The organism is Acinetobacter larvae (genome assembly GCF_001704115.1).
Classification (GTDB): Bacteria; Pseudomonadota; Gammaproteobacteria; order Pseudomonadales; family Moraxellaceae; genus Acinetobacter; species Acinetobacter larvae.
In genome coordinates, this window is sequence record NZ_CP016895.1 from 2,127,491 (window position 1) to 2,143,115 (window position 15,625).

The following is a 15,625-nucleotide window of genomic DNA, read 5'->3' on the forward strand; positions in this document are numbered from 1 at the left end:
CAGCTGTGTATTTTTTAATTTATGAAGGAAGTCTAGTGATTCAACTAAAATATGGATTAAGAAATCATTAAAATCGAATATTTTTATATTTTCAGGTGCTGTATTAATTATGCCATTAGCAATACCTCTAATGAAAATTAAAAAATATAAATCTATTGGAACTTCTTTATTTCTTTTGATAGCTACATGTGGTTTAAATGATGCTTAATTGAAGAATAGTTTAATAAAGTTTTCTGAGAATATTAAGGCAGACTATTTTGATGAGTTACATTGGTTTAAAGATGGGATACATATTCTGAATGAACATGTTAAGAATGGAAAAAAAGTTATTGTTGTTACAGCAGCACCAGAAAAGCTTGCTAGTGTATTAGTGGCATCAATAGGTATACAAGCTAAAGTTATTGGAACACCGCTAAAAAGAAAAATTGGTGGTTGGGTTGGTGGGAAGCATTGTAGACATGATGAAAAACTTAGACGACTAAAACTTTGTGGTGTAAAAGGACCGTGGTATGCAACCTATAGTGACGATATTGAAGATGATTTTCGAGCCTGTAAATAATTCTGTGTAAACACACCTTACATATAATCAGCCATACGATCTTCAAACATGATAATGAAACGACTCATCGCCGCTTTCCAATTATGAATCGGCATCGTCCATTCTTGGCTGGCTGAGATGATCGCTAAATATATCACTTTCTTCACAGAATCATCAGTAGGAAATATCTTTCTTTTCTTCGTCGCATGACGGATAACGCTGTTGAGTGATTCAATCGCATTAGTTGTATAAATCGCTTTGCGTATATCGGTGGGATAGGAAAAAAATGTGTTTAAATTGGTCCAGTTGGCGAGCCACGATTTACTGATCTGAGGATACTGACCATCCCACTTCTCACCAAATTCATCTAAGGCTTGTAACGCTGCGTCTTCTGTCGCAGATTGATAGATTTTCTTTAAATCTGCTGTGACAGCCTTATAGTCCTTCCAGCTCACATACTTCAAGTTGTTGCGCACCATATGAACGATGCATAATTGGATATGGGTATCGGGGTAGATCGTATTGATCGCTTCAGGAAAACCTTTTAGACCATCTATACAGGCAATTAAAATATCTTTTAAGCCACGATTTTTAAGTTCTGTCAGAACCGATAACCAGAATTTAGCCCCCTCATTTTCGGCAAGCCACAAGCCAAGTAACTCCTTTTGACCTTCTGTATTCACCCCTAATGCTAGAAATACTGATTTGTTGATGACTGAGCCATCTTGTCTTACTTTAACGACAATACAATCCATGTATATGATTGGATAGAGCCCATCTAAGGGGCGATTTTGCCACTCTACTACTTGTTCTTTTACTGAATCTGTAACCTTAGATATGAGTGTCGCAGACACGTCAGCGTCGTACATTTCCTTGAATGTTGCAACGATTTCTCTGGTCGTCATGCCTTTGGCGTATAGGGATAGAATTTGACTATCCATAGTCGTAATGCGGGTCTGATTCTTCTTGATTAAAGCGGGTTCAAATGTACCATCACGATCTCTAGGTGTGTCGAGTTGAAATTCCCCTTCATTGGTTAATAAGCGCTTTGACGTATAGCCATTGCGAGTATTACTTCCTGATTTACGATTGTGCTTTTCGTGTCCTAAATGCTCAGTCAGTTCCGCATTTAAAGCAGTCTCGATCGTCAGTTTCTTCAACGCTTGGGTGAAATCATTTAAGTCTGATTCTGTTTTTAAGCCTTTAGCAAGTTCTTTTGCCAATGCCATCATTGTTGTTTCATTCATGATAAATACCTGTTTTTTTGACCTACATTAGCAGGGCATTATTTCCAAGCATTTACACAATTTTATTTACAGGCTCTGATTTTCTGAACCGTACCGGGTTTGTCGGAGACTTTTTATTTAAGTTAGGCCACTTGACCTAACCGATTCATCTTAGCATAGTATATCGTTTCATATTCAAATGGAGATACATATCCAATTGCGCTATGTAGCCGTTTTTTATTAAACCAATCCACCCAATTCAATGTTGCAAGTTCAACATCAGATAGACCCGTCCAATCAGATTTTAAATATTCAATCACCTCCATTTTGTATAAACCATTCACTGTTTCAGCCAAAGCATTATCGTATGAATCACCTGTAGTACCAACGGAGGCTTTTACATTTGCTGATTCTAGGCGATTGGTATAGCGAATCGATAAATATTGCACACCTCTGTCAGAATGATGAATCACATTCTTTGGCATCCCTCGATCATGTAATGCTTGTTCTAATGCATCAAGGACCATATCAGTATTCATACGTGTAGAAACTTTCCAGCCCACGATTGCCCTTGAAAATACATCAATGATAAATGCCGTATATACCCAGCCTGAATTGGTCTGAATATAGGTGAAGTCAGCCACCCAGAGGTTGTTCGGGTGTTGTGCTGTAAAATCGCGTTTAACTAAATCATCCGCACGTTTTTGATCATCACGACTCCGCGTGGTTTGTTTGTTCTTACCACGCCATATCCCTTGTATACCAAGCTGTTGCATTAATCGCGCAATACGGCAACGTGCAATACTATAGCCTTCTTTTTTCAATTGCTCCCACACTTTACGAACGCCATAACGACCTGAACTATCACGCTATATTCGCTTAATTTCTTCTGCATAATGCTTATCATGCAAAGCTCGTTTGGAACGTTTATCTGGATTTTCAATCAACTCTAAGTGGCGATAATAAGTTGATGCTGTAATGGGCAATATGGTGCAAATTGCTTCTACGCCATATTTGATTTTATTGTTGTGAATAAAATCCACCATTATTTGCGTGGGCGGTCGAGCTCCGCCTGGGCGAAAAAAGTGGCTGCTTTACGAAGAATCTCATTCGCACGTTGTAGTTCTTTATTTTCACGCTCAAGTTTTTTAATACGTTCTTGATCAGACATCTTCTGAACTTTGCTAGGATTTTGAAGATCAAGGTGTTTCTGATACCAGGTGCGAAGTGTTTCAGGAGTACAGCCTATTTTAGGCGCAATAGCAGTGATTGCAGCCCAATTCGAGGGATAATCTTTTTTGGATTCTAGAACTAAGCGAACAGCACGTTCTCTGATCTCAGGGGTATAGTTTGTTTTTTTCATCGGAGTAGTTTCTCAGAAAGTTGGGTCTCCGACGAACCCGGTACGGTTCATTCCTATATTAACCTGAGTTCGACATAAAAAAAGTATAAAAAAGCCTTAATGTTTGTAACTTATTGGTTCTTAAGACAAAAGTTAAAACACAAGGCTTTTCTATGGATCATATTACCGAATTATTCTGTAAAGTGGATGATTTTTGCAAAATATTTAACGAATCTCTAGAGAAAGCTCTTATTCCTGAGCAAAATAAGCCAGTTCAAAAGTCAGCTTTAAGTTTATCTGAGATCATGACAATTGTTATCTTATTTCACCAATCAGGTTTTAGATTCTTTAAATATTTTTACTGCCACATGGTCATCCCTTTTTGGAAATCAGCATTTCCTAAGCTGCTGAACTATAATCGTTTTATTGAAATCATGCCACGTTGTTTACAAGCTTTGAGTAGCTTTTTTCATCAGGTTAAAGGAACTGATACAGGAATTAGTATTATTGATTCAACCAAACTTGTAGTTTGTCATAATCTTAGAATTAAAAGAAACCGCGTATTTAAAGGCTTAGCGAATCGTGGAAAAAGTAGTACTGGGTGGTTCTATGGTTTTAAATTACATGTGGTTATCAATAACTTAGGTGAATTATTAATATTAAAGTAACATCAGGGAATATCCATGATATTGCTGTACTAGAGTCTTTAACCAAAGAATTAAAAGGCGTTTTATTAGGAGATAAAGGCTATTTAAGCAAAGCTAAGACAGAGGCTTTAGCAGCAAGAGGATTAAAAATATTGACTCCATCACGTAAGAATATGAAAAACAAGCCACTCCGAACTGAAGAAGAAAAACAATTGCTTGGCAGAAGAGGATTAATAGAAACGGTGAATGATCAGTTAAAAAACTTACATCAACTTGACCATTCGCGTCATCGTTCTGTGAATAATTTCATGGTAAATATTATGGCTGCTGTAGTGGCTTATTGTTTAAATCCGAATAAGCCAACTTTCAAAAATATGCTGAAAGGTTGAACGTTTTTCATCGAACTCAGGTTAAATAACCTTTCAGCTGACTTGGGTTGGCACTGTTGACCTCATTTAAAATAACTTTGGCTTCACCTTTGGCGAGCCAAGGATTGCCCTGTACCCATCCCCCAATTTGAGTTTGCGTATTATTGCGCGAGTTATTTAAAATGGCACCTTTCTCACCCACATCAAATTGGCTATAGGTATTCCGAGACACGCCTCCTGCACTCGGCGTTTGAATATTCACTTGTGGCGTGCCATTACCACTATTCAGAATCGTTGCTTGTTGTGCAGTCGGTGCGCCTTGATCAGCAATAATCTGCGCACTGGCAATATTACTTAACGGTAATGTATAAATGACGGCCCCCAATAGACGCATCACCGCAAAATTCAATGGGTTCATTTTTTTATAATGCACCGGTTTGACTATTTCTTGTTGTTGTAGGGCTGATACGCTATTCTGCGACTGACCAGTGCTTTTACAGCGGCTTTTTACAATTTCAGCAACTGCAATAAACATACCACGGGCTTGGCTAAAGATAATACGATAAGCATTCTTATTCATTTTTGTTCGACCTTAAGACTCAAATTTTTAAATATGGGAGTTCAATAAAAATAGTTCGTTAATATGGTTCATTAATATGACCAGTTCAGACTAAAACCAGCACTATAATCATCGCTATTAAAATACTCAGGCTTTTTTAAAGGTGCCCCAACAAAGGCATCGTAACTGACCGATTTAATTTGACCACGCAGCCCAAGTACCGCCCCTAATAAACTCGTGCCAGGTAAAGGATTGGGAGAATATGCTGTTCGACCGCCGACTTCACCATAATCAATGCCGGCATACCAATAATGTGGTTTTTGAAAAATAGAACCACTCAGCTCATTGCGCACTAAAAAACCATTATCTGCCATCAAGGTCTGTTCACCATCAAAACCACGTACGCTATAACGGTTACCAATCGAGAAACGATCCTGTGCGGTTAAGGGTTTATCGCTATGTTGCATACGCCATTCAGCCAAATACTGCAGGTTTTGTGCACCTATCCTAAAAGGTACTTGTAAACTGGCATTAGCGTTTAAAATACCAACGCGGGTATAGGCTTCAGCAAAATCTTCTTCAGGAGCTCGCAAGGCAGAAAATGCTCCTGTGCCCCGTTTATAACTGATATTCGCATTCACTGTGGCATTGGATAGATATTCTGTATGCTCGATACTCGCTTTCCAGCCCGCTGTTTTACGACGTTGAACTTCAACTTCTACATCTTCAATAAAATTACGTGAGCTTCTATACCAGCCACCCAAAGTCGCTGTGGTTTTACGATGTGCATCACGATAAATTAATCGACTTAAATCGGCAGAAATTAATTCGCTTTCACCGCTATATTCATAGCTTTGACTGTCTCCAGCCACAGTTTGTAAGTAATTAGAACGGCTATAACTACTACTCAATAACCAATAATCAATAATCAATAATCAAATGGAATGCTGTAACTTGCATAAAAACCATCTGTACTACGCTTACCGGAATCACCCCCGCCAAGATCATGGTTATAACTGATATAAAATAAATCATTTAATGTGAGTAAATGATCTAAAGATAATGTTGCGGTACCCTGATATTTCCCTGTTGATTTTGAACCCGCATCATCAATCCCCAAATGTAGTCGATAAGGCTTGACCTGTTGCCATGCCAAAATGACATCACTATAACCAGGCGCATCATTACTTTCTGAAGGTTGAATTTTAAAATCTGCCTCAACTGTCGGTACTCTTTTAAAGTTTTCTAAACCTTGTTCTAATGCCCGAATATTTAATAGATCGCCAGTTTGAATCGGTAACGCATTCCAACGATGTGCACGCTTTGATGTATTTTCAGCAAATTGTACTTGATTCACCCGCCCAGCAATTAACTTTAAAACGACTTCACCTGAAGCAATATTTTGTTGTGGCAACATTACACGCGTTGTGACATAACCCCGACTAATAATGTTATTTTGTACCAAATCTACGGCTTGGTTTAAGCCCTGTACCCCTAAGCAACGCCCTATAATCCGATGCTCACCACGCGTTATCGCCTTCAGGGCAAATTTAAATTTTTGCGCATCCTCCCCATCAAGTTCAATGTTTTTAATAGCAAAGCATAGTTGTTCACTATGTGACTGTAGAAACTGCAATTGCTGCGTAGCTGCTACAGCTTTGTCAGCCTCAAGGCGTACATCGACTTCAGGCTGGATATGCTTTTGTAAATTTTCATCGCGTTGCTGCTGGCGCTGGATGGCATCAACACTTGGATCTGCGGCATATCCACTCCCACTCAATAAAATAAGCGTAAAAGAAAGAGCAATATGGCTATATTTAGACTTGTTTATTATCAACATTTCAATATATTAAGTGATATGCATCACACAATATTAACATATCAATATTTGATTGATAACATTTTTAATCGATATTTTAAATTATGTTAAATTTTCTAGCCTACTTATATTTCTCTCATTTTGAGTCTAACTGAGTAGGCTTTTTACTCGCCCGTGTTAGATATTGATATGTACTAAATAATAATGAAATCTCCTTTTTGAGAAACTCTAGAAAGCTCCCTCCAAAAGCGTCTACTATTTCCGCACTTGCTATAACTTAGTTTTTTCTATACGTCGTTAAATTTGTTAAGATCCAATATTCATGTTGAAATACGATACGATACATTTTTCCATAAACTATTTTCCAATATACTGGATCAGAAAAATGCTTCGTATCGCACTAATTCAACACAATAATTTGTACTTATTCTATAGAATATAAGGACTTAATCTGCATGACCCTCAGTGAAATAGCAACTGATCTCTCCTCGCATACCCCAATGATGCAGCAATACCTCAAAGTTAAAGCACAACATCAACACGCTTTGCTGTTTTATCGGATGGGAGATTTTTATGAATTATTTTTTACTGATGCACAAAAAGCAGCCAAACTACTTGGTATTACGCTGACCCATCGCGGTAAAAGTAATGGTCAACCCATTCCAATGGCAGGGGTGCCTTATCATGCAGCAGAGGGTTATTTAGCACGTTTAGTAAAAAAAGGCGAAACCGTCGCAATCTGCGAACAAGTGGGTGAAGTTACAGGTAAAGGCCCCGTAGAACGAGCAGTGGTCCGAATTATTACCCCTGGCACCCTGACGGATGATGCATTATTAGGTGCGCATCAAAGCTCAAATCTGGTTGCTATTTGTGTGCAACAGCAACAAATAGGCTTAGCGCTGTTAGACATTAGCGCGAGTATTTTTAAAGTTCAGCAGCAAACTTTTGATCCAGATCGTTTGGCATTAGAACTGGCAAGGCTTTGTCCAAGTGAAATTTTAATTGATGAAGATTTAGTCGACTTACAAATTATTGAACAGATTAAAAAAAACCTAGACTGCCCCATAAGTAAACGTCCAAATGTAGACTTTAATCTCAATAATGCAGAAAAAACCCTGTGTGATCAGCTTCGGGTAGCAACATTAGCGGGATTTGGTATTGACCATTTACCACTGGCAAAAGCTGCCGCTGCTGCCTTAATTCATTATGCCAAAGAAACACAAAAAACAGCTCTCCCGCATATTTGTTCGTTACAGCTTGAACAAAGCAGTGATTTCATAGCTTTAGACCCTGTGACACGACGTAACTTAGAAATTACCGAAGCACTGTTTGAGCATGGCACCTCATTATTTGAACTCATCAATGATTGCCAAACGGCTATGGGGGGACGTCTTTTACGCCGCAATTTGATGCAGCCTATTCGTGATACCGCGATTTTAGATCAACGTTTGGATGCGATTGAACATGTCTTAACAGGTGATCACAGTACGCCTATCCGTGATGTACTTAAAGATATCAGTGATATCGAACGTGTACTCAGTCGAGTGGCCTTAGGAAGTGCACGTCCACGAGATTTAGTGCAACTTCGCCAAGGCTGTGGGCAATTGCCGGCTTTAAAACAAAGTCTATCTGCGATTATTCAACAATACCCACAGAGCTTGATTCAACAACTGGCTGAAGAACTTGGAGATTTTCAAGGCTTACATCAACAACTCCTACTCGCAATTGCTGAAAATCCACCAGTCTTATTAAGGGATGGCAATGTCATCGCTGAAGGGTATGATGTGGAACTGGATGAACTCAGACAAATTCGCGATCATGCTGGTAAATTCTTACTAGATCTCGAAATAAAAGAACGAGAACATACAGGCATACAAACCTTAAAAATTGGCTATAACCGTGTCAGTGGCTACTATATTGAACTCAGTCGCGCACAAGCAGAAAATGCACCGGCGCATTTTATCCGTCGTCAAACACTGAAAAATACTGAACGTTATATCACTCCAGAACTTAAATCTTTTGAAGATAAAGTCTTATCAAGCGAATCACGTGCCTTAGCACGCGAAAAAATGCTATTTGAACAACTACTTGATGAACTCCGTACCCATCTTGGTGAATTACAACAAATGACCGCAGCCATCGCGCAGTTAGACGTGATTTGTAACTTTGCCAAACAAGCACAATTACAACGTTGGTGTAGACCAAGCTTTAGTCCAGAAATCGGTATACGTATAGAGGCTGGACGACATCCGGTTGTCGAAGCGATCAATAAATCTCCATTTACCCCCAATAACACACACTTAGATTTCCAGCATCGTATGGCAATCATTACGGGTCCTAATATGGGAGGTAAATCAACCTATATGCGACAAACCGCCTTAATTAGCTTATTAGCCTATTGTGGTAGCTTTGTTCCAGCACAATCTGCGTGCTTAGGTCCGATCGATCGAATCTTTACCCGTATTGGCTCTGCCGATGACTTATCTTCAGGAAAATCGACCTTTATGGTGGAAATGACTGAAACAGCACAAATTTTACATCATGCTACGCAGCAGTCTCTGGTATTAATGGATGAAGTTGGGCGTGGCACCAGTACCTATGATGGTTTGTCCTTAGCTTGGGCCTGTGTACTTGATCTAACCAAACGCATTAAATGTTTATGCCTTTTTGCGACCCATTATTTTGAACTGACCGAGTTAGGGCATGAGATCGGCATAGATAATTATCACGTGACTGCAAAAGAAGTAAATGGTCAACTTATCTTGTTGCACAAAGTTCAAAGCGGTCCTGCCAGCCAAAGCCACGGTTTACAGGTTGCAAAATTGGCAGGTATTCCTGTCGCTGTGATTCAAGAAGCACAAAAGCGTTTAAAAATTTTAGAAAAACAGCACATTCAACAGCAGCAAAAAAGCTTACAAAATGATTTATTTGCAGCCCCATCTGAAGCAGAAGTGGTCTATGTTGAAGTTGCACAAAGCTCACCAGTATTAGAACAATTACAGCATTTAGATGTCGATGATCTCACACCAAGACAAGCACTGGATCAGCTTTACGCACTCAAAAAACTGTTAAAACAATAACAAGTTTAAGAGAAATAGCATTGATCTCAATCGCGATAAAAGTGAAATATCGAGGTCAATGCTGTACTTCTTTGTACCAGTTACCCTTGTTTTGGCTTTGATTTTACTGGTATGAAAATCACATTTAGCTCGATTTGCCGAAATGACAAATTTGATGAAAATTATTCTTGTTTTAAGTTATTGTATTTATTCATATCTATATGATTATTTCCTAAAAGAAATTTGACTTTTATTATTAATAATTATCTATATAAATCATCAAGATAGCCCCAATTCATCGATATAAATAATAAATATCAATAAAAGCGATTGTTACTTACCCCACTTTTTGCCTAAAATATCCCGCTATTGATGAAGACTAAATTTTTTAGGTAGCTGTCGCCATGGCCTTTGTTGTCACTGAAAATTGTATTAAATGTAAATATCAAGACTGCGTAGAAGTTTGTCCAGTAGACTGTTTCTATGAAGGTCCAAACTTTCTTGTTATCAATCCAGACGAATGTATTGATTGCGCGCTATGTGAACCTGAATGCCCTGCTAACGCTATTTTCTCCGAAGATGAGTTACCTGAGGGGCAAGAAGTATTCATTGAACTGAATGCGGAGTTAGCAGAAAAATGGCCGAACATTACCCAGATCGGTGATCAACCAGAAGACCGTGAAGAATGGAATGGTAAACCAGACAAGCTACAATATCTTGAAAAATAATGAAGAAAGATCAGCTATGCTGGTCTTTTTTTTATACTTAAGCCATACATTATTTTGCAATTTAGTCCTAACACACACTGCAAACTAGACTAGAATATCGTGCAATGACGTTATTTCCTTATTTCAATAATGAAAGCAATTTATAAAGCCTCTCTCGCCAGTACTGTTTTACCGCTGTTTTTAACTGCATGTAATGTTCCTCCCGCGCCCACGCAACAAGGAAATACCACGCCGCCAGTTATTATCCAACGCCCTATTCCTGAAAAAGATTTAGTTTTAGAACGTCCAGCACGACAAAAAATCACGCCTGCATCTTACCAACAATGGCTGGGTCAAGCAGACAATTTAAAAAAAGTACGTGAATATGAACGTTTCTTAGAACAAAATAATGTTGGTCACATTGTTCCAAGCTTTGAGTTATTCCGCACTGCACGTGATTGGCAACGCTGTGGTCGTAGTGAATATATGGTACCTAGCCGTGAATTATGGCAAAACCAAGTTGAAACACTCAAAGTATTTAAATATATGGTGGCAACTAAAACACTAACCGATTATGAAGTGACTTCTGTTTATCGCGATTTACCGCTCAATCAATGTGCTGGTGGCGCATCATCCTCTCGGCACTTATTTAATTCAGCAATTGATTTTCGTATAGGTCCACAATACCCACAACCTGAAGATTATGCTTTTATTGAAAATACTAAATATAAATTATGTCAGTTCTGGAGCCAATATGGCCAACGCTTTAATATGGGCTTAGGGCTATATGCATCTGGTCAAATTCATATTGATACTCAAGGCTATCGTACCTGGGGACCCGATCTAACGCGCAATAGCTCAATGTGTTCTTCATTTCTTTAAGGTATATATTGGTCTTATGTTTTGAGCAATTAATATACACCTCAACCAGATGATGATTGAACTAGCGCTTGAAAGGTATAGAATGCAGTAGTTTTAACTGCCGAGTACCGATAATGCAACAGCAATGGGCTGAAATTGATCATTACATCGAATCGCATCTGATACCAGATGATCCAATTTTAAAGCAGACCTTAGCCTATACCGATGAACAAGGTTTACCTGATCATTTGGCCGTTGCAGCCAATCAAGGCATGTTATTACAAATGCTGATTCAAATGAATCAAGTTAAACGTGTTTTAGAATTAGGTACTTTTGCCGCCTATAGTACCCTGTGGTTAGCACGTGCTTTACCCGATGATGGTTATATCTTAACTATTGAAGGTCGTGAAGCACATGCCAATATTGGTCGTGAAAACATTGTACGCGCCCAGCTTAAACCCCAAATCGATTTACGTGTTGGACCTGCACGTGATATTTTGCTTGCATTACCTGAAAACACCCCCGCTTTTGATTTTATTTTTATCGATGCTGATAAACAAAGCTATCCAGAATATTTAGAACTTTGTCTAAAATATTGCCATTCAGGCAGTATTATTGTGCTAGATAATGTAGTACGTGCAGGAGATATTATCGATCCAGATAATCATAAACCGAGTATTGAAGGTCTGCGCACACTCTTTTCAACACTACAAAACCATCCACAAATTTTATCTTGTACCGCCTTACAAACTGTGGGGAGTAAAGGACATGATGGCTTTGCTATAGCGATTGTTAAATAACGATCTTTGCCTCTTCGATAAAAAATTATAAAAGGCTATTTCGAGATAATCAAAATAGCCTTGTCATGGTGTTACTGCAAATCAATGTTATTTGGTCACCAATAACGGGACTTCACAGTTACGAAAAATCGTAGTGGCAACACTTCCCAGAAAGAACTGATGGATTTTACTACGACTAAATGCCCCCATGACGATCAATTGAATTTGATGTTGTCGCTGATAATCTAAAATATTTTCTGCCACATCACCGTAACGATATTCTACAACCACGTCTAAACCCGCCTCTGTCAAGTATTGCAGAGGATAGTTTAAAATTTCTGCATGCTCACCCACATAAAGTAAATGACATTGCAATAATCTGAGTAAATCACTCTTGGCAATACGCTCTAACATTTTACGACAAGTTGCAGAATCATCATAAGCAAAGATAAAACGACGCGGCGGTTTATAACTCTCGCCTACAGTCATAACAGTACAGTTTGCACCGCGAATAAAATTTTCAACATTACTGCCTAAAAATTTATTATTTTCTGCTGAACGCTCACCAACTCGACCAATAACAACGATATCATCTGCTTGTAAGAGGTTAAAACTTTGTTCCAAGAAATCGCCTTTTTCTTGAATATGACTTGGTGTAATACCATATTGCTGCTGAATGCTCTCGGAAATATGTTGCAGTAAATTATTACTATAATCCAGCGCCAATTCACTTTGCTTCTGTTCTAAATCCGCCAGTTCTTTTAATAACATAGCGTTGCTTTCAAAGCCTATTACCCCACTGATTTCCCCCAAATGATAGCTAGCAGGATAATAATCTAACACTTGTAATAAGACCAATTCACGACCGGTCTTCGTTGCAATCCATGCGGCTGCATCTGCCAATGCCTGAATGCAAGGCGATGAGTCTATACAAGCAATTACACGTTTCATCGTTTTACCTCTCTCTGGCAATATGCCTCGGGTCTATTTATAAACTTTAACTTAGCATATCTTGCTTTAATCTATGGCATGAATATGCAAAAAAATATGACCATGGCGCTCAAGTGGTTAGCTTTTTATAGCCAATTTATAGTCGATCTATCATCTATGACGCTTAAATACTGCCGGGTTTCCAGCGACAACTGTTGCTGCTGCAACATCATGTGTCACCATACTGTGCATGCCGACAATAGCATGATCTGCAATTTTTACCCCATCTCTGATACCAACATGTGCACCTAGCCAAACATCTCGCCCAACTTCAATCCCTTGCGAGCGTACAGCCTGTTGATATATGGGACTTTCTAAAGCCATACCATGATCAAAAGCATATAATGCACAGTAGGCAGCCAAACGAGCCTGATCGTGAATCATAATTCCTTTACGTCCGCCATCTAAAATACAGTGATGATTAATCGCGACTTCATCCCCTATCTGCAAGGGCCCATGTAATACACAATCCGCTGCAATAAAACTATGGTCACCAATAATAATGTCTCGACCAGGCTCAGCAAAAATATGTGCCAAAGGCGAAATAAAACAATTTTTACCGATATGCACCGTTTCCATCTGCATCAAATAAGCTTGATATTCTTGCTGCCATTGTTCAGCCCAAATCCGATGTTTATCTTTTAAACGCCAATATAACCACGGCATATAATTCAGACGATGCTGATGTTGGGTACGATACTTTAATAATGGATCCTCAGTGCTCATATCAATACTGTTCTACAAAACTTAAAGTTCATCATAATGAAGTTGCTCGCGCCCACGCGTGACATCTTGTATTTTTAAAGCAAAGCCTGCAATTTGATCTAATTTAAATTGCCCTTCAACCGCAACCCCCATTGCTAAATATTGCGTTTGATATTCAATCTGCAATTGTTGTAACTCATATTGCAAAATAGGCCATTCATTAAATAAACACTGGAAACTTACGATTTTTTTGTGAATGAGTTCTATTTTTTCTGCTTGCAGTAAACATTGACCAGCACAACCACCATACGCACGTACTAAACCACCTGTTCCAAGCTTAATACCACCAAACCATCGGTTCACCAAAACGATAACATTGGTTAATTCATTCCCCTCAATCGTCGCTAAAATAGGTCGTCCAGCAGTTCCTGATGGCTCGCCATCATCATTAAAACGCACATCATGGCCAATTTTCCAAGCCCAACATTGGTGTGTAGTCGAAATATCTTTATGCAATTCTAAAAATGCTTTCACATCCTGCTCATGGTCGACAGGTGCTGCGATTGCTTGAAAACGGCTTTTCTTTATTTCTTCTTCAAACTGATAGGTGCAATCAAGGGTAAATGGCATAAGTCAAAATAACTAGCAAATAAAAAGATCAATCAATGAGACTGAGTATACTGCGCTTTACGAGAAAAGACAGCGCTTGAGCTTTATTTTATAAAAAATAAAGCCTTATCTACATAGCGTAAATAAGGCTCTAGTTACCTGAATAAATTACAATTTACTTTTTCATTCCTGTAATTTCAACACTGACACGACGGTCATAAACTCCCACCCCGAACTCTTAATCATCTTCTTTTGCCACTGTAGCTAAAACATCAGTTAAGAAACTCACCAATCCCACTACAAAGTAATACCCCCATTTTTAGTTGAATATAAATGTAATTTTTAAAAATTTTAGACTTCTTTCTCAATTAAATCATTTTGATATTTCACCATCTTTTGGGTTATTAAATAAAATTAAAATATGATTAGGGTGTGTTGACATTTGTTGCCTAAAAAAATAGCGAGGTAGTAAAATCAAATCGCCAAACGTAATTTTACACTCGCTATGCCTCGTACAATATTAAATGATCAACACTGGTCTAAGTTAAAATCTATTTTCAGACATTTTAATATTTATCTCAAATTAAATTTACGAAATTTTATTGAAGCCATCTTATTTCGTATTAGAACGGGATGTCCTTGGAGAGATTTACCTAAAGAATTTGGTAATCATAATTCAATCTTTAAAAAATATAATCGTTGGTCTAAAAATGATAAGCTTATGAATATATTTAAGTTATTTAGTAAACATGCTGACAAAGAATGGATTTTTATTGATGGCAGTCACGTCAGAGCACATCAACATTCAGCAGGAATTAAGCATCAAGACATTTCTAAAAGTATCGGTGGTAATAGCTCTAAAATACATTTAGCAACTGATTCTAATGGTAATCCAATAGACTTTATTATTTCTGACGGGACATCTCATGACATAAAAATTGCCCCAGCCCTAGTATCAAAACTGGATTTGACTGAATCAGAAATACTATGTGCTGATAAAGGTTATGACTCTGAAAGTCTGAGAAATCAAATTGAAGCGACTAAAACAAAAGCGAACATTCCTAAAAAATCCAACACAAAATCCAGTAATGATTATATGGACTGGTATATGTATAAAATCAGGCACTTAGTTGAGAATACATTCTGCAGATTGAAACAGTTCAGAGGAGTTGCTACACGATATGACAAGCTAAAGCGTAATTATCAAAGTGCTGTTGCCTTAGCTTGTATCTATATTTGGTTGCCTCTTTAGATCAATTTATCGACTGTAAATGTCAACACACCCTAAACTATTCCTCATTTCCAAAAATTTCTATGTCAAAGTTAGAAAATTACGCTTCAAAAAAAACCACCTCCGCAGAGGTGATCTTTCTTGTTTCAAAAAATTAAATTAGATCGGTATTTTTAGCAATATCA

Annotated in this window: 9 protein-coding genes, 5 pseudogenes and 1 other annotated feature; of the genes and pseudogenes, 7 read left to right on the top strand and 7 right to left on the bottom strand. The window is 38.1% G+C overall.

Annotated elements, in window-relative coordinates; translation table 11 throughout:
* The first annotated feature begins 208 nt into the window (after nt 1–208).
* On the top strand, nt 209–559 hold the full coding sequence (locus tag BFG52_RS09645) for an HAD family hydrolase (protein WP_067555312.1): 351 nt from the start codon (nt 209–211) through the stop codon (nt 557–559).
* Nucleotides 560–576: 17 nt separating this feature from the next.
* Here BFG52_RS09645 and BFG52_RS09650 read toward each other — a convergent pair whose 3' ends face one another.
* Nucleotides 577–1,785, bottom strand: coding sequence for an IS256 family transposase (locus BFG52_RS09650; protein WP_067555315.1), 1,209 nt, complete (start codon nt 1,783–1,785; stop codon nt 577–579).
* Between the two features lie 122 nt (nt 1,786–1,907).
* A pseudogene (locus tag BFG52_RS09655) lies at nt 1,908–3,127 on the bottom strand (IS3 family transposase).
* Nucleotides 2,744–2,852, bottom strand: a sequence feature (AL1L pseudoknot). (Overlaps the previous pseudogene by 109 nt.)
* 152 nt (nt 3,128–3,279) lie before the next feature.
* On the opposite strand from BFG52_RS09655, the pseudogene BFG52_RS09665 reads away from it, so the two are divergent.
* Nucleotides 3,280–4,142 (top strand): annotated as a pseudogene (locus tag BFG52_RS09665) (IS982 family transposase).
* Between the two features lie 22 nt (nt 4,143–4,164).
* On the opposite strand, the pseudogene BFG52_RS09670 reads toward BFG52_RS09665, so the two are convergent.
* Nucleotides 4,165–4,701: pseudogene (locus tag BFG52_RS09670) on the bottom strand (two-partner secretion domain-containing protein); the annotation flags it as partial.
* A 71-nt stretch (nt 4,702–4,772) separates the two neighbouring features.
* A pseudogene (locus BFG52_RS09675) lies at nt 4,773–6,520 on the bottom strand (ShlB/FhaC/HecB family hemolysin secretion/activation protein).
* 434 nt (nt 6,521–6,954) lie between these two features.
* Here BFG52_RS09675 and mutS point away from each other — a divergent pair.
* The 4 genes and pseudogenes from mutS to BFG52_RS09695 all read left to right on the top strand — a co-directional run bounded on the left by mutS (nt 6,955) and on the right by BFG52_RS09695 (nt 11,926).
* The gene (gene mutS / locus BFG52_RS09680) at nt 6,955–9,579 is read left to right on the top strand and encodes a DNA mismatch repair protein MutS (protein ID WP_067555326.1); all 2,625 of its coding nucleotides are present in this window, start codon (nt 6,955–6,957) and stop codon (nt 9,577–9,579) included.
* 383 nt (nt 9,580–9,962) lie between these two features.
* Nucleotides 9,963–10,286, top strand: a complete 324-nt coding sequence (gene fdxA, locus BFG52_RS09685; protein ID WP_067555329.1) for a ferredoxin FdxA — start codon at nt 9,963–9,965, stop codon at nt 10,284–10,286.
* Between the two features lie 297 nt (nt 10,287–10,583).
* Nucleotides 10,584–11,147 (top strand): annotated as a pseudogene (locus BFG52_RS09690) (peptidase M15); the annotation flags it as partial.
* Between the two features lie 113 nt (nt 11,148–11,260).
* Nucleotides 11,261–11,926, top strand: a complete 666-nt coding sequence (locus BFG52_RS09695) for an O-methyltransferase (RefSeq protein ID WP_067555335.1) — start codon at nt 11,261–11,263, stop codon at nt 11,924–11,926.
* Between the two features lie 87 nt (nt 11,927–12,013).
* Here BFG52_RS09695 and BFG52_RS09700 read toward each other — a convergent pair whose 3' ends face one another.
* The 3 genes from BFG52_RS09700 to BFG52_RS09710 form a co-directional block, all read right to left on the bottom strand.
* Nucleotides 12,014–12,856, bottom strand: coding sequence for a universal stress protein (locus tag BFG52_RS09700; protein WP_067555338.1), 843 nt, complete (start codon nt 12,854–12,856; stop codon nt 12,014–12,016).
* A gap of 150 nt (nt 12,857–13,006) precedes the next feature.
* Complete coding sequence (locus BFG52_RS09705) at nt 13,007–13,621, bottom strand: acyltransferase (RefSeq protein WP_067555342.1); 615 nt, start codon at nt 13,619–13,621, stop codon at nt 13,007–13,009.
* A 21-nt stretch (nt 13,622–13,642) separates the two neighbouring features.
* A complete protein-coding gene (locus BFG52_RS09710) occupies nt 13,643–14,230 on the bottom strand; it encodes an IMPACT family protein (RefSeq protein ID WP_067555345.1) in 588 nt (195 codons plus the stop codon).
* A 484-nt stretch (nt 14,231–14,714) separates the two neighbouring features.
* Here BFG52_RS09710 and BFG52_RS09715 point away from each other — a divergent pair, with 484 nt between their 5' ends.
* Nucleotides 14,715–15,461, top strand: a complete 747-nt coding sequence (locus BFG52_RS09715; protein WP_067555348.1) for an IS5 family transposase — start codon at nt 14,715–14,717, stop codon at nt 15,459–15,461.
* Nucleotides 15,462–15,625 lie beyond the last annotated feature (164 nt).

Excerpts from the sequence above, each read along its gene's own strand:
- BFG52_RS09650 (WP_067555315.1), bottom strand. The coding sequence starts at position 1,785 with ATGAATGAAACAACAATGATGGCATTGGCAAAAGAACTTGCTAAAGGC.
- mutS (WP_067555326.1), top strand. The coding sequence starts at position 6,955 with ATGACCCTCAGTGAAATAGCAACTGATCTCTCCTCGCATACCCCAATG.
- fdxA (WP_067555329.1), top strand. The coding sequence starts at position 9,963 with ATGGCCTTTGTTGTCACTGAAAATTGTATTAAATGTAAATATCAAGAC.
- BFG52_RS09695 (WP_067555335.1), top strand. The coding sequence starts at position 11,261 with ATGCAACAGCAATGGGCTGAAATTGATCATTACATCGAATCGCATCTG.
- BFG52_RS09700 (WP_067555338.1), bottom strand. The coding sequence starts at position 12,856 with ATGAAACGTGTAATTGCTTGTATAGACTCATCGCCTTGCATTCAGGCA.
- BFG52_RS09705 (WP_067555342.1), bottom strand. The coding sequence starts at position 13,621 with ATGAGCACTGAGGATCCATTATTAAAGTATCGTACCCAACATCAGCAT.
- BFG52_RS09710 (WP_067555345.1), bottom strand. The coding sequence starts at position 14,230 with ATGCCATTTACCCTTGATTGCACCTATCAGTTTGAAGAAGAAATAAAG.
- BFG52_RS09715 (WP_067555348.1), top strand. The coding sequence starts at position 14,715 with ATGCCTCGTACAATATTAAATGATCAACACTGGTCTAAGTTAAAATCT.